Annotated in this window: 18 protein-coding genes; 8 read left to right on the top strand and 10 right to left on the bottom strand. The window is 43.4% G+C overall.

Annotated features, from left to right (window positions below; all coding sequences use genetic code 11):
- Positions 1–7: 7 nt before the first annotated feature.
- The 3 genes from hflD to DBZ36_RS05130 all read right to left on the bottom strand — a co-directional run bounded on the left by hflD (position 8) and on the right by DBZ36_RS05130 (position 2,419).
- Positions 8–631 (bottom strand): high frequency lysogenization protein HflD, encoded by a 624-nt coding sequence (gene hflD / locus DBZ36_RS05120; protein ID WP_120353848.1) that lies wholly within the window; start codon positions 629–631, stop codon positions 8–10.
- Complete coding sequence (mnmA, locus tag DBZ36_RS05125; RefSeq protein WP_120353849.1) at positions 628–1,764, bottom strand: tRNA 2-thiouridine(34) synthase MnmA; 1,137 nt, start codon at positions 1,762–1,764, stop codon at positions 628–630. Before mnmA ends, hflD begins: the two co-directional genes overlap by 4 nt.
- Positions 1,765–1,852: 88 nt before the next feature.
- Positions 1,853–2,419, bottom strand: a complete 567-nt coding sequence (locus tag DBZ36_RS05130) for a pseudouridine synthase (protein WP_120354467.1) — start codon at positions 2,417–2,419, stop codon at positions 1,853–1,855.
- 370 nt (positions 2,420–2,789) lie between these two features.
- On the opposite strand from DBZ36_RS05130, the gene DBZ36_RS05135 reads away from it, so the two are divergent.
- Positions 2,790–5,006, top strand: coding sequence for an NADP-dependent isocitrate dehydrogenase (locus DBZ36_RS05135; RefSeq protein WP_120353850.1), 2,217 nt, complete (start codon positions 2,790–2,792; stop codon positions 5,004–5,006).
- A 130-nt stretch (positions 5,007–5,136) separates the two neighbouring features.
- On the opposite strand, the gene cspD is transcribed toward DBZ36_RS05135, so the two are convergent.
- Entirely contained in the window at positions 5,137–5,352 is a 216-nt protein-coding gene (gene cspD, locus DBZ36_RS05140; RefSeq protein WP_120353851.1) for a cold shock domain-containing protein CspD, read from the bottom strand.
- Between the two features lie 297 nt (positions 5,353–5,649).
- On the opposite strand from cspD, the gene clpS reads away from it, so the two are divergent.
- Both clpS and clpA read left to right on the top strand, forming a co-directional pair.
- The gene (clpS, locus tag DBZ36_RS05145; protein WP_120353852.1) at positions 5,650–5,976 is read left to right on the top strand and encodes an ATP-dependent Clp protease adapter ClpS; all 327 of its coding nucleotides are present in this window, start codon (positions 5,650–5,652) and stop codon (positions 5,974–5,976) included.
- An 18-nt stretch (positions 5,977–5,994) separates the two neighbouring features.
- Positions 5,995–8,253 carry an ATP-dependent Clp protease ATP-binding subunit ClpA gene (clpA, locus tag DBZ36_RS05150; protein WP_120353853.1) on the top strand — a complete coding sequence of 753 codons (2,259 nt, stop codon included), beginning with the start codon at positions 5,995–5,997 and terminating at the stop codon, positions 8,251–8,253.
- A gap of 68 nt (positions 8,254–8,321) precedes the next feature.
- Here the strand turns inward: clpA and infA are convergent, their stop codons facing one another.
- The 3 genes from infA to trxB form a co-directional block, all read right to left on the bottom strand.
- Positions 8,322–8,540: a translation initiation factor IF-1 gene (gene infA, locus DBZ36_RS05155; RefSeq protein ID WP_120353854.1), complete on the bottom strand. Its 219-nt coding sequence runs from the start codon at positions 8,538–8,540 to the stop codon at positions 8,322–8,324.
- 80 nt (positions 8,541–8,620) lie between these two features.
- A complete protein-coding gene (aat, locus tag DBZ36_RS05160) occupies positions 8,621–9,313 on the bottom strand; it encodes a leucyl/phenylalanyl-tRNA--protein transferase (RefSeq protein ID WP_120353855.1) in 693 nt (230 codons plus the stop codon).
- A gap of 7 nt (positions 9,314–9,320) precedes the next feature.
- A complete protein-coding gene (gene trxB, locus DBZ36_RS05165) occupies positions 9,321–10,271 on the bottom strand; it encodes a thioredoxin-disulfide reductase (RefSeq protein ID WP_120353856.1) in 951 nt (316 codons plus the stop codon).
- 398 nt (positions 10,272–10,669) lie between these two features.
- Here trxB and lrp point away from each other — a divergent pair, with 398 nt between their 5' ends.
- The 5 genes from lrp to serS all read left to right on the top strand — a co-directional run bounded on the left by lrp (position 10,670) and on the right by serS (position 17,263).
- Positions 10,670–11,137 carry a leucine-responsive transcriptional regulator Lrp gene (gene lrp, locus DBZ36_RS05170; RefSeq protein WP_120353857.1) on the top strand — a complete coding sequence of 156 codons (468 nt, stop codon included), beginning with the start codon at positions 10,670–10,672 and terminating at the stop codon, positions 11,135–11,137.
- A gap of 139 nt (positions 11,138–11,276) precedes the next feature.
- Complete coding sequence (locus DBZ36_RS05175) at positions 11,277–13,874, top strand: DNA translocase FtsK (protein ID WP_120353858.1); 2,598 nt, start codon at positions 11,277–11,279, stop codon at positions 13,872–13,874.
- An 11-nt stretch (positions 13,875–13,885) separates the two neighbouring features.
- Positions 13,886–14,500 carry an outer membrane lipoprotein chaperone LolA gene (lolA, locus tag DBZ36_RS05180; RefSeq protein WP_120353859.1) on the top strand — a complete coding sequence of 205 codons (615 nt, stop codon included), beginning with the start codon at positions 13,886–13,888 and terminating at the stop codon, positions 14,498–14,500.
- Positions 14,500–15,831, top strand: coding sequence for a replication-associated recombination protein A (locus DBZ36_RS05185; RefSeq protein ID WP_325049069.1), 1,332 nt, complete (start codon positions 14,500–14,502; stop codon positions 15,829–15,831). The genes lolA and DBZ36_RS05185 overlap by 1 nt, the downstream gene beginning before the upstream one ends.
- A gap of 142 nt (positions 15,832–15,973) precedes the next feature.
- A complete protein-coding gene (serS, locus tag DBZ36_RS05190) occupies positions 15,974–17,263 on the top strand; it encodes a serine--tRNA ligase (protein WP_120353860.1) in 1,290 nt (429 codons plus the stop codon).
- On the opposite strand, the gene DBZ36_RS05195 is transcribed toward serS, so the two are convergent.
- The 3 genes from DBZ36_RS05195 to DBZ36_RS05205 form a co-directional block, all read right to left on the bottom strand.
- On the bottom strand, positions 17,260–17,589 hold the full coding sequence (locus DBZ36_RS05195) for a TusE/DsrC/DsvC family sulfur relay protein (RefSeq protein ID WP_120353861.1): 330 nt from the start codon (positions 17,587–17,589) through the stop codon (positions 17,260–17,262). The genes serS and DBZ36_RS05195 overlap by 4 nt on opposite strands.
- A gap of 319 nt (positions 17,590–17,908) precedes the next feature.
- Positions 17,909–20,011 (bottom strand): FUSC family membrane protein, encoded by a 2,103-nt coding sequence (locus DBZ36_RS05200; protein WP_147394996.1) that lies wholly within the window; start codon positions 20,009–20,011, stop codon positions 17,909–17,911.
- Between the two features lie 64 nt (positions 20,012–20,075).
- Positions 20,076–20,732 (bottom strand): Bax inhibitor-1/YccA family protein, encoded by a 657-nt coding sequence (locus tag DBZ36_RS05205; protein ID WP_120353863.1) that lies wholly within the window; start codon positions 20,730–20,732, stop codon positions 20,076–20,078.
- Positions 20,733–20,761: the final 29 nt, after the last annotated feature.

A 20,761-nucleotide genomic window follows, 5' to 3' on the forward strand; every position in this document is an offset into this window, starting at 1 on the left:
CTGTTGTTTAGACTATTGCTTGGTAGATTTCATCTGCACGTGAGGCATATTGCCCACGCGAAAATAGAAGCTGTCGACGTTTGCCACCGAGTTGTCGCCACAATACGCAGGCACGTATCGCTGACAACAGCAGTGTTCTAATTTTGTTTTGCGCTAAAGGGATCTTCAAGTATTCAACGTTACCATGTACTTGAATTTTTGGACCCGCTGGTGAAATGATATCGCTATAGATACTCGCGGTATTGGCAAGCACTTGCTCATCCAAAGGATCAAAATGCTGAAGTTGACGCTGGATTTGAGTTATTCGTTCACCAAGCATGGCTAATAGGTCAGGGCGTTTTGCAAGTTTGCGTTCCAACGCCAGTATGCCAACCATATAACGAGTTAGCTCGACGGTTTTTGGTTCCCGCACGCTATTGAGTTGAGCAATTAGCGATGAGTATCCGTCCTTCAATGCAGCCGGACCACCATAGATTTCATTACAGCTGTCAGCATCAATCGCCAACACACTGTTGATAGACGTTTTTAAGCCTTGCGCATCGCAGCTATTGCTATGAGCGACATCTTGTACAAGTTTTATGCTCTGGCATAACGCAGCTAGTGCCATAATGCGGTCATCCATTTGGCTCATAGCGAATCCTTGTTTGCAATGCGCTGTTCTATGATGCCGCCGCCAAGGCATACTTCATCTTTATAGAACACCACCGACTGACCCGGTGTGACAGCAATTTGAGGGTCGTCAAAAATGACGGACACTTTGTCGTCAGACAATGGATATACCCAACATGGAATATCCGTTTGGCGGTAGCGAGTTTTAACACTGCAACGCAAGGCCTCTGCTAAAGTTTTGCGATCAACCCAATGAAGTTGGTTAGCTAATAGAGCTTCGCTTTTGAGGCGAGGGTGATCATGACCTTGTCCGACGACCAAAACATTACGTTCGATGTCTTTATCAACGACATACCAAGGATCTTCACTGCCATCTTTGGTGCCGCCAATACCTAGGCCCTTGCGTTGACCAAGGGTGTGATACATCAAGCCCTGGTGTTCGCCGATGTGTTCGCCTTCGCTACTTTCGATTGGACCCGGTTGCGCGGGTAAATATTGCGCCAGAAAATCAGTAAACTTACGCTCTCCGATGAAGCAGATCCCAGTACTGTCTTTTTTATCGTGTGTCACCAGACCTTGTTGTTCAGCAATATGACGTACTAGCGGCTTTTCGATATCTCCAACAGGAAATAGCGTTTGGGCGATGTGTTTTTCTTCAAGAGTATATAAAAAGTAGCTTTGGTCTTTGTTGCTATCGAGACCACGTAACATTTGCCAATGGCCGTCTTGGAAACGGCGTTGGACATAATGACCGGTCGCAATGTAGTCGGCTGCTAGTTCTTCGGCAGCAAACTCTAAAAAGGCTTTAAACTTAATCTCTTTATTGCACATGATATCTGGGTTTGGCGTACGTCCAGCTTTGTACTCTTCAAGGAAGTGTTCAAAGACGTTATCCCAATATTCAGCTGCAAAATTGATGGTATGAAGCTTTATCCCTAGCTTGTCACAAACCTTTTGTGCGTCGGCTAAATCTTCAGCTGCCGCGCAGTATTCAGAGTTGTCGTCTTCTTCCCAGTTTTTCATAAACAGACCTTCAACCTGATAACCCTGTTGAATTAAAAGGTAGGCTGAAACGGAAGAATCAACACCGCCGGACATTCCGACGACGACTTTTTTATTAGCGTTATCGCTTGTAGGCTCAGGGATATAGTTCATCAATAGACTGTAATAGCTTTCGCGTGTTAAAAATTTGGCGCAATTCTAGCAGAAACACAAGGTGATACCAATCACAAAACAGGACAGTTTATGGTTCTACGATTGTATAGTTTCCACTGTCGATATCATCAATAGTCCATTGGCCTATTCGGTAACGGATGAGGCGTAGTGTTGGAAAACCAACCGCAGCTGTCATGCGTCGCACCTGGCGGTTTCTGCCTTCACTGATAGTCAGTGAAATCCAACTCGTAGGAATAGCGGCTCGTTCTCGAATAGGGGGGACGCGAGGCCAGATTTCGGGGCTTTGCATCAGTTCACACTGCGCTGGTGCAGTAATTCCGTCTTTAAGTTCAATACCTGATGATAGTTTATCGATAGCTAAGTTTGTAATTTGTCCTTCAACTTGGACCCAATAACATTTATCAGTTTTGTTATCTGGGTGAGCCAACAAATGTTGCATTTTTCCGCTATTAGTTAATATCAACAAACCTTCACTATCACGGTCTAGGCGTCCTGCAGCATATACGTTTGGAATATCTACATAGTTTTTAAGCGTTGCTCGTTGGTTGTCATCGGTAAACTGGCTTAATACGTCGAACGGTTTATTCAACAGTATCAACTGCGTTTTAGCGGGTTCGGGGCGGCGTTTTCCCATGGGCTTACGACGATGGGTACTTGAGTTGCTGCTTTGAGGGCCGCTACGTCGGCCGCGTATTAAACGCGTCACACTGTTTTCCTTGAAATTAAAGTCGCGACTAGTTTATAGGCCAGAGTTATGCGGCGCAAACTTCCCTAGCAGTTTGACTGGTAGGGTCAGTTTGGATTGGACTTAGGTGATATGTAATTGTTTTTAGATTTAGTTTATTATCGCAACACTTTGTTTAAAACAAACATAACTATAGGGCTACAGTTCTGATTTGGTTTACCCATCAAATTGGATGTACCCACCATAAGCCAAAAGGAATGTGGCGCTAACAACTCGCGTTGGTCCACACCTTTGGTAATGCAAATACTAGGAAGTTGAAATGTCTAAGATTGTCTACACCATAACTGATGAGGCGCCAGCCTTAGCCACACAATCATTATTACCGATTGTCAATGCCTTCACTGCGCAAGCCAACATTGAAATTGAAACACGCGATATCTCGCTAGCGGGTCGCGTTCTTTCTGGCTTCCCGGACTGCTTGCGTCCAGAGCAACAAATCTCAGATGATTTAGCTTATCTTGGCGAACTTGCCAAGACAGCTGAAGCTAATATTATCAAGTTGCCAAATATTTCTGCGTCTATTCCCCAGCTAAAAGCTTGTATTGCAGAATTACAGCAACAAGGTTTTGCGATTCCTGATTTTCCTGAAGAACCTAAGACTGATAAAGAAAATGAAACTCGAGCGCGCTATGCGAAAGTCTTGGGGTCTGCGGTTAATCCGGTATTACGTGAAGGGAATTCAGATCGTAGGGCACCTAATGCAGTTAAAAACTTTGCTAAGGCTAACCCCCACCGTATGGGCGCATGGTCTAAAGACAGCAAGACTCATGTATCTAGCATGCAGTCTGGTGACTTCTATGCAAGTGAACAGTCAATGACCTTTGATTCTGCCGGTAGCGTTAAAATTGTTCACCAAGATATACAAGGTAAACAAACTGAGCTTAAAAGCGCGTTTGAGATACTTGAAGGTGAGATAATTGATAGTTCAGTACTTAGTATCTCTAGCTTGAAGTCGTTCATTGGCGAACAAATCGTAAAAACGAAGCAGCAAGACGTTCTATTTTCGCTACATATGAAAGCGACTATGATGAAGGTCTCTGATCCGATTATATTTGGTGCAGTCGTTGAATCTTTTTATAGTGAAGTATTCGCAGCCTATGCTGAAGACTTTGAAGCACTTGGTGTTGATACGCGTAATGGCTTAGGGGATGTAATTGGAAAAATTAAAAATCTACCTAAAGACCGTCAAGCTCAAATAACCGCTGCATTTGTTGATGCGTCAGAAAAACTTCCGGCATTAGCTATGGTCGACAGCGATAAGGGTATCACCAACTTACATGTACCATCAGATGTAATCATTGATGCATCAATGCCAGCTATGATCCGAAGCTCTGGACAAATGTATAACAGTGCTGGCGAGCTCCAAGACACCAATGCCATTATTCCTGACCGTTGTTACGCTGGTATTTATCAAGCTACCATTGATTTTTGTAAGTTAAATGGTGCGTTTGATCCTACAACGATGGGTAGCGTATCGAATGTTGGTTTAATGGCGCAAAAAGCTGAAGAATATGGTTCTCACGATAAAACATTCCAAATTGAAACTGACGGACAAGTACTTGTACTTGATGGCAACGATCAGGTTCTAATGAGCCAGAATGTCGAAACCGGTGACATCTTCCGTATGTGTCAAGTTAAAGACGCACCTATACAAGACTGGGTTAAACTTGCGGTAAAACGTGCTCAAGCCACTAACACACCAGCAATTTTTTGGTTAGACCAAGCGCGAGCTCACGATGCCCAGCTAATTACTAAAGTTAAGCAGTACCTCGCGACTTATGATACCTCTGGTTTGGATATTCAAATTTTGAGTCCCGTTGACGCAACTCAATTTTCTTTGGGACGCGTACTTCAAGGTGTTGATACCATTTCAGTAACCGGTAATGTCTTGCGAGACTACCTGACCGATTTGTTCCCAATTTTGGAACTGGGCACGAGTGCAAAAATGCTGTCTATTGTTCCGCTAATGAATGGCGGTGGGCTATTCGAAACAGGGGCGGGTGGCTCAGCGCCAAAGCATGTACAACAATTCGAAAAAGAAAATCACTTACGTTGGGATTCATTGGGTGAGTTTTTAGCCTTAGGGGTATCCTTAGAGCATCTATCTGATGTAACCAGCAATGCAAAAGCTAAGGTTCTCGCTGAGTGCTTAGACAAGGCAACCGCAACCTTCTTGCTCGATAATAAGTCACCATCGCGTAAAGTTAATGAAATAGATAATCGCGGCAGCCACTATTACTTAACCAAGTATTGGGCACAAGAATTAGCCAAACAGAGTGACGATCGGGAACTAGCGCAAACTTTCGCCAAGTTTGCCGAACAGCTTGAGTTTAGCGAACCAACTATTTTACATGAGCTCATCCAAGTTCAGGATTCTAAGATGGACATTGGTGGTTATTTTCATCCAAATGCCGAACTTGCTGCAAAAGCAATGCGTCCAAGTGAGCACTTCAATACGGCACTCGAGAACTTGTAATTTGTTTCTATAAAAAAAACCGAGGTTATTAATCTCGGTTTTTTTAACGCAATTTTCAGGTTGGTAACTTAAAGTCGCTATTGTTGCTGTTCATGTGTTCTACAGTAGGGACTTTTAAGCTAAAAATTGGCTATTTCTGACTTTCGTCAAAAACAATGCTTACTGCATGGCTGCCTTTAGGTCCGTCTTCTGTTTCAAAGTCGACTTGTTGTCCTGCTTTGAGCGTGCGATAACCTTCCATTTGTATTGTAGAGTAGTGGGCAAAGATATCTTCACCGCCTTGTTCTGGACAAATGAACCCAAATCCTTTTGCATTATTAAACCATTTTACTGTTCCACTAGGCATACCACTTTTTCCTATTTATTGTTACGTGTTTACCACGGTTTGAAAATCCATTAACAAATTAATAACGTTTAATATTACATTATCCTTAAGGATACGTATTGCAAGTGCTCAACATGCCTATTTTAAAGGTTTGTGAACTTTTGCTGATATTTTTGCATAGAAATTAAACTATGGTTATTTAACAATTTAGTAAAATATTTATCAGTGTCAAGCTTATGACCATTTTTATGCTAGCCTTGATCATGCAAAGCGGTTATGTTGGTTTACAGTGATGATCATTATTAATCTAATTAACGTATGAGTAAGATATCGGATTGGCTTGATTTAGAAAGCCTTACCTTGGAAAGTGACCCTAAAATAGCGCCGCCACCAATGTATCGGGTTTATGTAAATAATGACGATTACACACCAATGGATTTTGTAGTAAAAATACTGCAATTGTTTTTTGGAATGAATGAAGATAAAGCCACACAAACGATGTTAGAAATTCATTATCGTGGCCGAGGGACCTGCGGGGTTTTCACTCAAGAAGTAGCGGAAACAAAAGTTGCGCAAGTCAATCAATTTGCAAGGAAGAACGAGCATCCATTGTTGTGCACGATGGAGCCCGAAGAGTCAGAGTAGTATTTGGGAGAGCAGTATATGCTGAACAAAGAATTGGAAAGCACCCTTAATCAAGCGTTTAAAGACGCTCGTCACCAACAACACGAATTCATGACGGTCGAGCACTTGCTACTCGCCTTGTTAGACAATCAAGCGGCCAACGAAGCGCTTTTAGCTTGTGGGGCAGGAATAGAAAACCTGCGAAAAGAGCTATTATCTTTTATCGAACAAACCACACCCACAATCCCCCAATCAGACGCCGAACGAGAAACCCAGCCTACCTTAGGTTTTCAACGGGTTCTGCAACGAGCAGTGTTTCATGTGCAGTCCTCCGGTAACCACGAAGTCAGTGGGGCTAATGTTTTGGTCGCAATCTTCAGCGAGCAAGAAAGCCAAGCGGTCTATTTTTTAAAGAAAACTGATATTAGTCGTTTAGATGTCGTTAACTTTATATCCCATGGTATCCGTAAAGAAGATGCGAGCGACGAATCTGAATCGAGTAGCGAACCAGGGACCGCTCATACCAGCCCTGAAGAAATGAAAAAGCTTGAAAACTTCGCGATTAACCTAAATCAATTGGTGCTTAAAGGTAAAATTGATCCCCTGATTGGGCGTGATGCAGAGCTTAGCCGAACGGTTCAAGTTTTATGTCGTCGTCGTAAAAATAACCCCTTATTGGTTGGTGAAGCAGGTGTGGGTAAAACTGCGATTGCCGAAGGCCTCGCATACAGAATTGTGCATGAAGATGTGCCTGATGTTATCAAAAATGCAACCATCTATTCTCTAGATATAGGTTCCCTCTTAGCTGGTACTAAATACCGTGGCGATTTTGAAAAGCGGTTTAAGGCACTACTCAAGCAGTTAGAAAATGCCGAAAATGCAATTTTGTTTATTGATGAAATCCATACCATCATAGGAGCAGGCGCAGCCTCTGGTGGACAACTCGATGCGGCAAATTTAATTAAGCCACTACTAAGTAATGGCTTATTACGCTGTATTGGCTCAACCACGTATCAAGAATATAACCAAATCTTTGAGAAAGATCGCGCCTTGGCAAGACGATTCCAAAAAGTGGATGTAGTGGAACCAAGTGTTGCTGATACCACTAAAATCTTATTAGGACTTAAAAGCCGTTATGAAGCACACCATGAGGTGCGCTATACCAAACAAGCATTGCAATCGGCTGCGGAGTTATCGGCTAAGTACATTAATGAGCGTCACCTGCCTGACAAAGCCATTGACGTCATTGATGAGGCCGGCGCACGAATGCGCTTGTTACCAGCAAGCAAACGTAAGAAAACAGTCGGTGTTACTGAAATTGAAGAAATCGTAGCTAAAATTGCGCGCATTCCTGAAACTAAAGTTTCGTCGTCTGATCGTGAAACATTGCGCGAACTAGATGACAGTTTAAAAATGGTTGTGTTTGGACAAGATCCCGCTATCGATGTATTGGTGGATGCGATTCGCTTAAATCGCTCCGGTTTGGGTATTGAGAATAAACCGGTGGGTTCTTTCTTGTTTGCAGGCCCAACGGGTGTTGGTAAAACAGAAGTCACAGCCCAATTAGCAAAATGCTTGGGTGTTGAACTGATTCGTTTCGATATGTCCGAATATATGGAGCGTCATGCCGTCAGTCGATTAATTGGTGCGCCACCGGGTTATGTTGGTTTTGACCAAGGCGGCTTGCTAACCGACCAAGTATTGAAGCATCCGCATTGTGTGTTGTTGCTCGATGAAATTGAAAAAGCACATGAAGATGTCTTTAACTTGCTATTGCAAGTTATGGATCACGGTACTTTAACCGACAACAATGGTCGACAAGCAGATTTCAGAAATGTAATTGTCGTTATGACCAGTAATGCAGGTGTTAAAGAAATTCAACGTTCTACCATTGGTTTTAAAGAGCAAGAGCAAGCTTTCGATGCAATGGATGAAATTAACAAAGTCTTTTCTCCAGAGTTTAGAAACCGTCTCGATAATATTATTTGGTTTAACCATCTCTACGAAGATGTGATTGAGCGGGTAGTGGACAAGTTTATCGTTGAACTTCAAGCGCAGTTAGACGCAAATGGTGTTTCTCTTGAATTAACAGAAGAAGCACGTATTTGGTTAGCCCACAAAGGCTACGACAAAGCGATGGGTGCTCGACCAATGTCGCGACTTATTCGTGAACAAGTACGCAAACCTTTGGCGAATGAAATATTATTTGGACGACTCAATAAAGGCGGGCATGTTGACGTGACTGTTGTTGATGATGCCTTGGAATTTCATTACGCTGACGAGACAGCAGAAGCCTAATTAGCGTTGATTATACAAGAACACAAAAAGCCAGCATTGCTGGCTTTTTTATTATCCGTCGAAAACTACTAGCGAGCTCGGAAGACAATGCGTCCTTTAGAAAGGTCATAAGGGGTCAACTGTACGGTTACTGTATCGCCAGTTAAAATGCGGATATAGTTCTTACGCATTTTTCCAGAGATATGCGCAGTAACGACATGACCATTTTCTAGTTCAACACGGAACATCGTGTTGGGCAAAGTATCAAGTACCGTGCCTTGCATTTCAATATTGTCTTCTTTTGCCATTGAGTCCTCGAAGGAGTAGTAAATTAAATCGCAGCGAGAATGCCAGATTTAAGGGGCTGTGTAAAGTTTCGACGCAAATATTAAAGCAGTCTTTGTGCTTGCCAAGTGCTTTTGTCTACTTCTTGTGCTTTTAGTTGTTTTAGCAACTTCAGATATTCAGTCCGGGGTTTAATTTGCATGCCTAAAGAGCGTAAATGCGGGTTTTCCATTTGCCCATCGATATATTGCCCTTTGTGGTTTTCAAAGTGCTTTGAGAACACAAAATAAGCTAGCTTTGATGCGTTGCTAACGCGATGGAACATCGATTCACCGCAAAACATTTGACCAACTGCAATTCCATAAAACCCTCCGACAAGTTCGGTATTTTGCCAAACCTCTACGCTGTGCGCATGTCCGAGCTTGTGCAGGGCTTGATAAGCCTTCTGCATATCTTGAGTGATCCAAGTGCCGGTTTCATCTCGTTCGGCCGCACATTGATGTACGACATCTGAAAAAGCCATATTGAGGGTTACATGGAGCTGCGTTTTACGCATAAGTTTAGCCATACTGCGACTTGGCATTATGTTAGCGCACTGTTGTCCAAAACGCGGCTCTGGAGACCACCACAGAATCTCTTGGCCTTCTTCATACCAAGGAAAGATACCATTGTTGTAAGCAAGAATAAGGCGTTGTGCAGAAAGGTCGCCGCCGATAGCGAGTAAGCCATTTGGGTCTTCAAGGGCAAGGCTAGGCTTTGGAAACCTAAGCTCTGTGCCCAATTGGTAAAGAGGCAAGGGTAGTTTAGAGGCTGTCTAGATAGCGCTCAGCGTCCAAAGCAGCCATACAACCTGAACCCGCTGACGTAATCGCCTGACGGTAGATATGGTCCGCTACATCGCCTGCGGCAAAAACGCCTTCCTTACTCGTTGCAGTTGCATTACCAGTGATTCCGCTATGGATCTGAATATAACCATTTTCCATATCCAGTTGGTCTGCAAATATTTCAGTATTTGGAGAGTGCCCAATTGCGATAAAGGCTCCCATGACTTCAATATCTTTAGTTTCGCCAGTTGCAACGTGCTGGGTTCTTACTGCAGTGACACCCATTTCATCGCCTAGCACTTCATCAAGTGTTTGGTCGAGGTGCAATATAATGTTACCTGCCGCAACTTTATCCATTAATCGTTTGGTTAGAATTTTTTCACTGCGGAAACTATCACGGCGGTGAATCAGGTGCACTTCGCTGGCGATATTGCTTAAATATAGAGCTTCTTCAACGGCAGTATTGCCACCACCGACGACTGCAACTTTTTGGTTTCGATAAAAGAAACCATCGCAGGTTGCACAGGCAGATACACCACGGCCTTTAAATGCTTCTTCTGATTCTAGGCCTAAATAACGCGCCGATGCTCCGGTGCAAATGATTAAAGCATCACAGCTATATTCGACTGAATCACCTTTTAATCGATATGGTTTTTGGGAAAAGTCGACCGACGTTATATGGTCGATGATAATTTCGGTATCGAATTCAAGTGCGTGGTCACGCATGCGGTCCATTAGTACAGGGCCAGTTAAACCCTTTGCATCACCTGGCCAGTTTTCCACTTCAGTGGTGGTCGTTAGCTGTCCACCTTGTTGAATACCTGTAATCAACACCGGATTTAGATTTGCTCGAGCTGCATAAACTGCTGCTGTATATCCGGCGGGGCCACTGCCTAAAATAATTAGTTTATGGTGTTGTACATCGCTCATTGGGATTAATCTCTTGTATATATAGGTTATAAATTTGTTTCGCCACACTTTAACAGGTATTCAAGCAATGGGTAATAAGCGTTTACACTTTGATATGAGTTGTAATTCTAAGTGCACGCTTCTTTATCGTCAAAAATCACGGTTTATTCGAATTGCGGCTTGCTTGAGTGCGGGAATTGTGAAATAAATACACCTAGACAATAAAACTATTCTCCAATATTAGCATCCGTTTCGGCGTAAAAGTCTAAAACTAGCAATTATGGGTAGGTATCATGTTGTCAAAGTAGCTTTCAGAAAAAGGTTTTTTATGGTGAAAGCATGCATAATTTTTCACTCTTGAGCAGGGGACCCAGCTAAAGAGTTAGTGAATAGTATATACGGACGTAGAAGGTTTATAGATGAAGGAACTAGATCGCATTGACCGCAACATTCTTGGCGAGTTGCAAAAAGATGGCCGCATTTCAAATGTAGAACTATCTAAACGTGTTGGCTTAAGCCCTACGCCTTGTTTAGAACGTGTTCGACGCTTAGAGCGTCAAGGGTTTATTAGCGGTTATACAGCTATTCTAAATCCTCAATACCTTGATGCCTCTTTACTTGTGTTTGTCGAGATCACGCTCAACCGCGGTGCTCCAGACGTATTTGAACAATTTAATTATGCGGTTCAAAATTTGGAAGACATACAAGAATGCCATCTAGTTTCAGGTGATTTCGACTATCTATTGAAAACTCGAGTTGCTGATATGTCTGCTTATCGAAAGTTGTTGGGTGAAACACTGTTACGTTTACCTGGTGTAAATGACACCCGTACATACGTAGTCATGGAAGAAGTCAAACAAAGCAATCGTTTGGTTATCCGTAGCTAGTTAGGGGTTGTCATACAGTATTAAGCGGCGAAAGCCGCTTTTTTTATAGCACAAAAGGCTGAGATATCGCGGTATTTGTGGCACTATCTTGCTATTACGAAAGGCAGTGAAGCCAATAAAAACACAATAGGTTTCTTTCTTGAATACAAGTTCAATCTTCAGACTTAAAGGCACTGCTCGTTTTATCGAAGCATTCGCCGTCATTGGAGTCGCACTCAGTTTGTTTATTCTGATTGCGCTGCTCAGTTTTCACCCCGATGACCCTAGTTGGTCGCAAACGGCGTGGCGTTCTGATGTCGGCAATGCTGCAGGTAACAGCGGTGCTTGGCTGGCCGATATTTTGTTTTTTATGTTCGGTATCTGTGCTTACGGCGTTCCTGCCTTACTAGTTTTGGCTTGCTACAAGTTCTTACTCAGTAGTTTAAGTTTCTACGACATCGATTTTCTATCATTGAGCTTGCGGCTTGTCGGTTTAAGCTGCGGTATTTTTAGCTTCGTCACGCTTGCTAGTATCAATGTAGACGACTTTTACTATTTTTCATCAGGAGGGCTCATGGGCGATATGATAGCTCAAACGCTAATTCCAGTTTTCGGACTTTTGGGCACTATTATCGTACTGTTAGCAGGTATAGCGGTAGGCGTTACTCTATTTACGGGTCTGTCTTGGATTGCAATTGTCGAATGGATCGGAGAACAACTGACAAGCTTTTGGTTCTGGTGTTTAAAACTACTAGGCAAGCATGAATCTGGAAAACTGGCTGATGCTCAAGAACAGCTCGATGATGACGCTCAAGAAGAAGCTTTAAAGCAGGATTTGCCTTTTGATGATGAAGGTCCAGAAGACCAATTACCTTCTGCTTCGCCAAAGCCGTCATTGCTGAGTAGCTTGAAACAGAAAATGTCACAGCGACAACTTCAGCAGGATGCTGAATTGGACGCAAGCCCCGAACCAAGTGATCAAGAGCCGAGTATTTCTAATCTCTTCGCAAGCGATGATAAACAAGCGAAAACAGAATCATTGCTTGAACCAACTTTGAATTTAGCCACTGCTGTTGATTCAGAACAACCAAGTGAGCTCAATCCAACGGTGATCGTTAATCCACCTGAGTTGCAAAGTGAATCCATGGGCGCACTGCCAGGAGATGAGCCAGCGGCAGCAACTCGAGCTAGCTTTGAGCGACCAGCTAATGCACCAGAAATTGATCAGGCGGCCATACTAAACCCGCCTCCAAAACCTAAATTACCGCCGTTGCCGGATATGAACTTGTTAGATAGACCCGATAAGCAACAAAATCCCATATCCGAACACGAACTAGAACAAGCCTCTCGCTTAGTCGAAGCTAAGTTACTTGATTTCAACGTGCAAGCTACTGTTGTAGCCGTACACCCAGGACCTGTGATTACCCGCTTTGAGCTCGATCTTGCACCTGGTATTAAAGTGAGCAAAATTTCAGGCCTTTCCAAAGATTTGGCTCGCGCTTTATCCGCGATTAGTGTGCGAGTTGTAGAGGTGATTCCGGGGAAATCAGTTATCGGACTAGAGCTACCTAACCGTTACCGTGAAATTGTGTATATGCGTGAGGTGATTGACAGTGAGCAATTCCATCAATCCAAATCACCACTGACCATGGTATTAGGTAAAGATATTGCTGGAGATCCTGTGGTCGTTGACCTTGCTAAAATGCCGCATCTCCTGGTTGCAGGTACCACGGGTTCGGGTAAATCCGTGGGCGTAAACACCATGATTGTGAGCCTACTATATAAATCGACTCCAGCAGATGTACGTCTAATTATGATTGACCCCAAGATGTTGGAATTATCGGTTTACGAAGGTATTCCTCATTTGTTGGCTGAAGTGGTCACCGATATGAAAGAGGCTGCAAACTCTTTGCGTTGGTGTGTCGGTGAAATGGAACGTCGTTACAAGCTAATGTCGGCAATGGGTGTACGTAACTTAAAAGGTTATAACGCTAAGATAGTGGATGCAAAAAATGCCGGTCAACCCCATGTTGATCCACTCTGGAAACCGGGTGATAGCATGGATGCCACAGCGCCATTGCTTGAAAAATTACCACATATCGTAGTCGTCATCGACGAATTTGCAGACATGATGATGATTGTCGGCAAAAAAGTAGAAGAACTGATCGCACGTATCGCGCAAAAAGCGCGTGCCGCTGGTATTCATCTTATTTTGGCCACTCAACGTCCATCTGTAGATGTAATCACCGGCTTAATTAAAGCAAATATTCCAACACGAATGGCTTTCCAAGTTTCAAGTAAAATTGACTCCAGAACTATTTTGGATCAGCAAGGTGCAGAAACTTTATTGGGAATGGGGGACATGCTTTACTTACCAGCGGGGACAGGTGTGCCTACGCGTGTTCATGGTGCATTTGTTGACGACCATGAGGTACACGCGGTAGTTGCTGCTTGGAAAGAACGCGGCGCACCTAATTACATTGATGAAATTCTTAACGGTGACGCAGGTCCCGATGGTATGTTGCCTGGGGAAATGGCAGAAGCTGATAGTGAAACAGACGAATTATTTGATAGTGCAGTTGCTCATGTAACCGAAACCCGCCGTGGTTCGGTCAGTGGAGTGCAACGTAAATTTAAGATTGGTTATAACCGTGCTGCACGCATCGTAGAACAAATGGAAGCTCATGGCATTGTAAGTGCACCGGGTCATAATGGAAACCGAGAAGTGATAGCGCCACCACCTGTGAGAGTCGATTGATAGGAAACTATATGTATAAATTAATAAAACCTTTAGTGTTTAGTTTGGCTTTATCTAGCGGATTTTCCTTACCTGCGCTGGCTGATGCTAAGTCAGAATTACGCGAACAGCTCTCAGGGATAACAGATTTTACGGCTAACTACACACAACAAGTATTGGACGTTGATGGTAGCGAATTACAACTCGCACAAGGGGAACTTAAGTTGTTGAGACCAGGTAAGGTTTTCTGGCAACAAGTAAGTCCCGATGACGACCTAATCATCTCTGATGGGGAAACGATTTGGTATTTCAGTCCTTTTATTGAGCAGGTTTCTATCCTTGATGCGCAAAGTGCTATTAGCACCACGCCACTTATTTTGTTGAGTACTGATCAAGATAGCGCATGGGAGCAATACCAAGTTGAGACTAGTGAAGCTGGGTATTTGTTGAGCTCAGTGAGTGACCCCGATCAAGCTCAGTTTTGGATAGACCTCGTTGATGGGAAAATTAACGCGTTTTCAATCAGAGAACAAAGTGGTCAACAGAACAATTTCGAACTTAGTGAATTTGAGTCCAATACTGGTATAGACTCAGCTATGTTCAGTTTTGAAATTCCAAGCGGTGTTAGTGTGGACGACCAACGCTAGTGCAAACAATGGGCTTTGAATTTGCTGAAGACTTTCGACCGTTAGCGGCGCGGCTTAGGCCAACTAAGCTAAGTGAGTATGTGGGGCAAAAACACTTATTAGCAACGGGCTTACCACTAAGACTTGCCATTGAAAACGGTCAATTACACTCCATGATATTATGGGGACCGCCAGGGACTGGTAAGACAACCTTAGCTGAAATTGCAGCATTGCATGGTAACGCTGCCGTTGAAAAGGTATCGGCAGTTACCGGTGGAATTAAAGAGGTTAGGGCGGCGATAGAGCAAGCTAAACTCAATCAAGATCAGGGCCGACGCACGGTTTTGTTTGTTGATGAAGTGCATCGTTTTAATAAAAGTCAACAAGACGCGTTTTTACCTCATGTTGAAGATGGCACCATCATCTTTATTGGCGCAACAACAGAAAACCCTTCATTTGAACTCAACAACGCTTTGCTATCACGAGCCAGAGTTTATGTGCTTCAAGCATTAAGCGACAATGATATTCTGGGCTTACTAAAAGACGCCATACACCGCGACACATGGTTGAAAGAACTCAAGGTTCAAGCCAGTGATGAGCTGCTAGAGCAGGTTGCTAGCTTTTCAACAGGTGATGCCCGCCGAGCCTTAAATACTGTTGAAATGATGCTTCAGTTAATGCCACAAACTCCAGGTGAAGTGCACCAACTTACCGTTGAGCAGCTTAAAAATGTTGCCGGAGAGCGTTACAGTCATATTGATAAGCAAGGTGATCAATATTTTGATTTGTTATCGGCGTTACATAAGTCAATACGGGGTTCAAACCCTGATGGGGCCTTGTTTTGGTATGCGCGTATACTAGAAGCCAGTGGCGATCCATTAGTTGTAGCTAGGCGTTGCTTAGCAATTGCGTCAGAAGATGTTGGCAATGCAGATCCGCGCGCTATGCAAGTGGCTATTAGCGCATGGGACTGCTATACCCGAGTTGGTGCCGCTGAAGGTGAACGTGCCATTGCTCAAGCGGTTAGCTATTTGGCTTGCGCTCCTAAAAGCAACGCTGTTTACACCGCTTTTTCTGCCGCTAAAGTTGCTGCTAAAGAATATGGGCACCTCGGGGTACCGGTACACCTTCGTAATGCACCAACTGAGCTCATGAAAGAACTTGGCTATGGTCAAGCGTATCGTTATGCCCACGACGAGCCTAATGCATATGCACAGGGACAAACTTATCTTCCCGAGCCCTTATTAGGCCAAACTTTCTACCATCCGGTTGACCGTGGATTAGAGATTAAAATAGCTGAAAAGCTAAGCTACCTACGAAAATTAGACCAAGATTTTGACAAAGGTAGTTAGTTGCCTAAGGCTTGTGCAATTTGAGGCCAGCAACACTCGATAAGCTATGGCTTTGAATTCCCGCTTTATCTATAATGTTCGGTCTATGTAGCTACTGAGTCTCGGTAGCTTCTTTTATTTATCCAATGGAAAAGGTTATTCGATGTTAGACGCTAAATACCTGCGCAGTGAAGTTGAGCAAGCCGCTGAACGTTTACTTGCCCGAGGTTACCAACTCGATGTGAACAAACTTAAAGAGCTAGAAGAGCAGCGCAAATCTCTACAAGTTCGCACCCAACAGTTGCAAAGTGAGCGTAACACTCGATCCAAATCCATAGGACAAGCCAAAGCCCGTGGCGAAGATATTGCCCCTTTGCTCGCTGAGGTGGGTCAATTAGGTAGCGATCTTGATCAAGCTAAAGCCGATCTCGCTCAGCTGTTACTTGAAATCGATGCAATTGCATTAAGCACGCCTAACTTGCCACATGAAAGTGTACCTGCTGGAAAAGACGAGTCAGAAAATGTCGAGCTACATCGCTGGGGTAGCATTCCTAGTTTTGACTTTGAAGTTAAAGATCATGTTGCGATAGGCGAAGGTTTGGATGGCCTAGATTTTAAATCTGCAGTTAAAATTAGTGGCTCACGATTCATTGTCATGAAAGGCCAAGTAGCTCGATTGCATCGTGCTCTCGCGCAATTCATGGTTGATACCCATACTTTAGAGCACGGTTATACCGAAATGTACGTGCCGTACTTGGTTAACGAAGCGTCGTTATATGGTACCGGACAATTGCCAAAATTTGGTGAAGATCTGTTTCATACTCAACCCGCCACCGAAGAAGGTGTTGGTATGAGTTTGATCCCAACCGCCGAAGTGCCGCTAACCAACATGTATCGCGACGAAATCGTAGATGAAGCACAATTGCCGATTCAGATGACTGCTCATACGCCAAGTTTTCGCAGTGAAGCGGGCTCTTACGGGCGCGATACTCGCGGCTTGATCCGCCAGCACCAGTTCGACAAAGTTGAGATGGTTCAAATCGTTCATCCTGAACAAAGTTACCAAGCTTTAGAAGACATGCGTCAACATGCAGAAAATATTCTGCAAAAACTTGAACTACCGTATCGAGTGGTGACCTTGTGTACTGGTGATATGGGCTTCGGAGCAGCGAAAACCTATGACTTAGAAGTGTGGCTGCCAGCGCAGGACACCTATCGTGAGATTTCATCAGTTTCTAACTGCGAAGACTTTCAATCTCGCCGCATGCAAGCGCGCTTTAGAAGTACGGTCAGCAAAAAGCCAGAATTACTGCATACCCTTAATGGTTCGGGACTAGCGGTAGGTCGTACTTTAGTGGCTGTAGTTGAGAACTACCAACAAGCCGATGGTAGCGTTAAAATTCCAAGTGTATTGCAAAGTTATATGGGTGGTCTCACTCAAATTTCGCTTTAAATACATTTAACCGGTTTAGGTAAGCCTGCAATCCGCGTGGCTTGCTTTGCCGGACCTAATGGGAACAGTTTGTAAAGATACCGGCTGTTTCCTTTATCCGCACCTAAACTCTTTCCCATGGCCTTGACTAGTGCTCGCATCGCCGGAGAGGTGTTGTACTCGATATAGAAATCTCTAACAAAATACACCACTTCCCAATGTGCATCGCTCATCTCTACATCTTCTAAAGTGGCTATATGGCCAGCTAGCTGCGGATCCCAATCATCCATGTTGGCAAGGTAGCCGTGTTTATCGGTTTCATAGTTGTGTTGATTGAAAATGATCATTGGCTGCCTATAGTGAGGGGTGAACGCGCGCAGTATAGCAATCTTGCTTATACCAATCACAGTAATTTATTGATCACTATTGTTTGACTAAAACTCCAATCTTGTCGTCATAACTCTTGTCATTAGACCGCTAATAACAGCGACCTCTTCCTAAAGCTAAGCGTTTTAGTACAACAAGTAAAAGACCAAAAATATAATGGGATTGGTATTATACCATTCCTATTAATTAGTTAGTCTTCCTTGGTCGTATGTAGAATTGCTTAGTTCAAGATAAAATCGAAGTAACTAGATGACCTAATGACAAAGGATTAAGGTATTTCTACAGACTATGCCTATAGAAATGCTGATTCAAGGCTTCCAAATCGGTCACAATTAATTCTAATTGGTAAATGAGTACTTGTTGTTGTAAATGCAGTTTAGGTAACAGCTGTCGTAATTGTTTTCTGATTAGCGCTGCGGCGGCAAGATCTTTGGGCCTGTCGATAGCTTGTAGCAAAAGTTGATCTTCTAATTGTACAAAACAGTTCGAGAATTGTTCAGAAATGTCGTTTATTAAGGCCATGCTGCTTTGGTCACCAACGACACTGCGATGTACCGCCAGAGCCGATACATGAGCGTTCAAGCTATTAAAGTGACCCGATAACAAGTAAAGCCCAGTAATGTTACCTTGCTTAGTGCTTGGCTCGCGTTTCATTTTCTCGATATGATCCAAAAACACTGCAAAGGATTGCCGGGCATTAAAGCGTGCATAACGAAAACGGCGTTCTTCACTTTGGTGCTCACTGGTGTAGTGACTAAGTGTTTCAAACAAATAAACACGGTAACTAATCAGAACATTCTGACTCAAGCCCAAACTCTTTTCTTTTTGCCAATGACTCAATACGAAGCGCGCCGTAAATGCGACCAAAAAAGCACCAATCAGCGTTGCTACAATACGAACGACTAATCCTTCGCTAAATGCTATGGGATTAAGTTGCAGGCTTAGTGACACAAACAATGTGATGAAAACTACAGATAAGCCGTAACTGGCTTTGAAAAACAAGAAAAATAGCCAAGCAAATATGGGGAAAAGACACAAAATGAACCAATGCTGGGGGTCAAATATTGCTAGTACACTTGCCAATACTGCGCCAACGAGTGTACCAATAACACGTTCGGCAAGCCGCTGTTTGGTCTGACTGTAATCGGGTTTAAGAAGTAATAGAATGGTTAGCAATAACCAAAAACTCTCCTGACCAGGGTAATAAGCCACGGCAGCGTAACCAATGCCCATCAATGCTGCCATTCGCATAGAATGGTGGCTTGCTGGTTTTTTAAAATCAACCAACATGCGCAACCATTGTTTAGTTCCAAGCTTATTGAGCGGCGTAAATTCAGTGTGTTGTTCAGGAAATGTAGGCTTAGCAGCCATTAACTCGATAAGTATGGACATGTTTTGGCTTAAAAACTGATAACCATGTAATGACTCTAAGTTCTTATGCTCAAGATATTGGTTAATTTCAGTTAGCTGTTCTTCAAGTGCCTTTCGATCGTTATCTTGTAGCGGCTGCGAACTGATCTGATTTAGATGTCGTGCTGTGTTTACCAGTAACTGCTTCACTTGTTGATCGAGTTGGACATCAGTATTTGGATCAGGCGCTAAAAAGCTAAAATGCGAAGAACCCATACGCTCATGCAGTAATTGTGCTCGTAAAAAAGAGCTTTGTTGCTCAGACTGTTTTGCGAGTTTTCCGCGGCGTTGTTGTACATATAATAGCTGGCGTACGGTGGCTAGTTGTTCGGCAATCGCTTTATCCAATAAAGCTAACTCGTGGTTTAAGCTTGCACCGTGCCATTGTTTGTCGAATAAACGTGCTTTGCGAAGTTGGTAGCGGGCCAGTGTGCCATATAAGCTGCGCAGGCTTTGATTCAAGCTTTGAGCTGGTACAAGACTATCCCATATAAACGACAGCAAGAGATAAGCAAATGAGCCTAGGATTAAGTACAGTGGTTGTAGCCAAGGGTTCTCAAAATCGCTGTAACCAAACATTGTATACACAGCAATGATCAATGAGCAAAAGCCTATCGTTGCGTATTTAAGCCCTTTATTGCCAAGCATAACAAATAGGTAACTTGAGCCAACAAGCCCAATATAGAATAAAGTAGGATAGGGGAACAGCAAGGTAACACTTAGGCTTGCTAAGGCAAAACAGAAGGTTTGCAGTAACAGCGTTTGCCACCGTCGTTGATAAAAGTCGTTATTTTCAGATAGCCCAGCGGCTATCACACCTAAGCATGAGCTTAGGGCCAAATGTAAATTGTCTACCCCTGCTTGATTTGCAAACAACTGCGTTGCTAACAGTATAACTGCAACTAATAATGCAGCTTTAGCCGCGATGCCCCATTGCATTAGGCTGGTATCTATTTTGGTTACACTCAGCAATGCCTAAACCTCTGCCAAAAAAAAAGCTCCAAAAAGGAGCTTTTTGATTCATGTTGACTAAATGCTAGTCTCTTGCTGCCATCAACAAGTTGATTAGGCTCAAGAAAATATTATAAAGCGACACGAAAATAGACACTGTGGCAGAAATATAGTTGGTTTCGCCGCCGTGAATAATTGCGCTGGTTTGCATCAGGATTGCGCCTGCTGAAAACAGAATAAACAAACCACTCATGGCCAAGTTTAACACTGGCATTTGTAAGAATAGGTTAGCAATAAAGCCAACTACGATGACTACAAAACCTGCTGTCATCATGCCGCCTAGGAAAGACATATCTTTCTTAGTTGTCAGTACGTAGCCAGACAAAGCAAAGAATGTTAATGCTGTTCCGCCAAGTGCCGTGATTAAAATGTCACTGCCGCCAGTACTTACCAAAAGGTTAATGATAGGCCCTAAGGTGTATCCCATAAATCCGGTTAACGCGAATACCGACACCAAACCCATGCTTGAATTTTTGGTTTTTTCTACCGCAAACAATAGCCCATAGAAGCCGACTAGCGTTATGATTAAGCCTGGTGGTGGAAGCGCTAGCATTGCAGCAACTGATGCAATAATCGCAGAGAACGCAATGGTAAGTGATAGCAGCCAATAGGTATTACGTAGTACCTTGTTGGTTGCGAGCTGGTTGACTGATGAATAGTCGAGGCTCTGTTGTTGATTCATTTGAAGCTCCATCAAAAGGTGGTAGAAAC

Origin of the sequence: Alginatibacterium sediminis, assembly GCF_003610775.1 — a bacterium.
Taxonomy (GTDB): Bacteria; Pseudomonadota; Gammaproteobacteria; order Enterobacterales; family Celerinatantimonadaceae; genus Alginatibacterium; species Alginatibacterium sediminis.

Coding starts and splice junctions, on each gene's coding strand:
- hflD (WP_120353848.1), bottom strand. CDS start 631: ATGAGCCAAATGGATGACCGCATTATGGCACTAGCTGCGTTATGCCAG.
- mnmA (WP_120353849.1), bottom strand. CDS start 1,764: ATGAACTATATCCCTGAGCCTACAAGCGATAACGCTAATAAAAAAGTC.
- DBZ36_RS05130 (WP_120354467.1), bottom strand. CDS start 2,419: ATGGGAAAACGCCGCCCCGAACCCGCTAAAACGCAGTTGATACTGTTG.
- DBZ36_RS05135 (WP_120353850.1), top strand. CDS start 2,790: ATGTCTAAGATTGTCTACACCATAACTGATGAGGCGCCAGCCTTAGCC.
- cspD (WP_120353851.1), bottom strand. CDS start 5,352: ATGCCTAGTGGAACAGTAAAATGGTTTAATAATGCAAAAGGATTTGGG.
- clpS (WP_120353852.1), top strand. CDS start 5,650: ATGAGTAAGATATCGGATTGGCTTGATTTAGAAAGCCTTACCTTGGAA.
- clpA (WP_120353853.1), top strand. CDS start 5,995: ATGCTGAACAAAGAATTGGAAAGCACCCTTAATCAAGCGTTTAAAGAC.
- infA (WP_120353854.1), bottom strand. CDS start 8,540: ATGGCAAAAGAAGACAATATTGAAATGCAAGGCACGGTACTTGATACT.
- trxB (WP_120353856.1), bottom strand. CDS start 10,271: ATGAGCGATGTACAACACCATAAACTAATTATTTTAGGCAGTGGCCCC.
- lrp (WP_120353857.1), top strand. CDS start 10,670: ATGAAGGAACTAGATCGCATTGACCGCAACATTCTTGGCGAGTTGCAA.
- lolA (WP_120353859.1), top strand. CDS start 13,886: ATGTATAAATTAATAAAACCTTTAGTGTTTAGTTTGGCTTTATCTAGC.
- serS (WP_120353860.1), top strand. CDS start 15,974: ATGTTAGACGCTAAATACCTGCGCAGTGAAGTTGAGCAAGCCGCTGAA.
- DBZ36_RS05195 (WP_120353861.1), bottom strand. CDS start 17,589: ATGATCATTTTCAATCAACACAACTATGAAACCGATAAACACGGCTAC.
- DBZ36_RS05205 (WP_120353863.1), bottom strand. CDS start 20,732: ATGAATCAACAACAGAGCCTCGACTATTCATCAGTCAACCAGCTCGCA.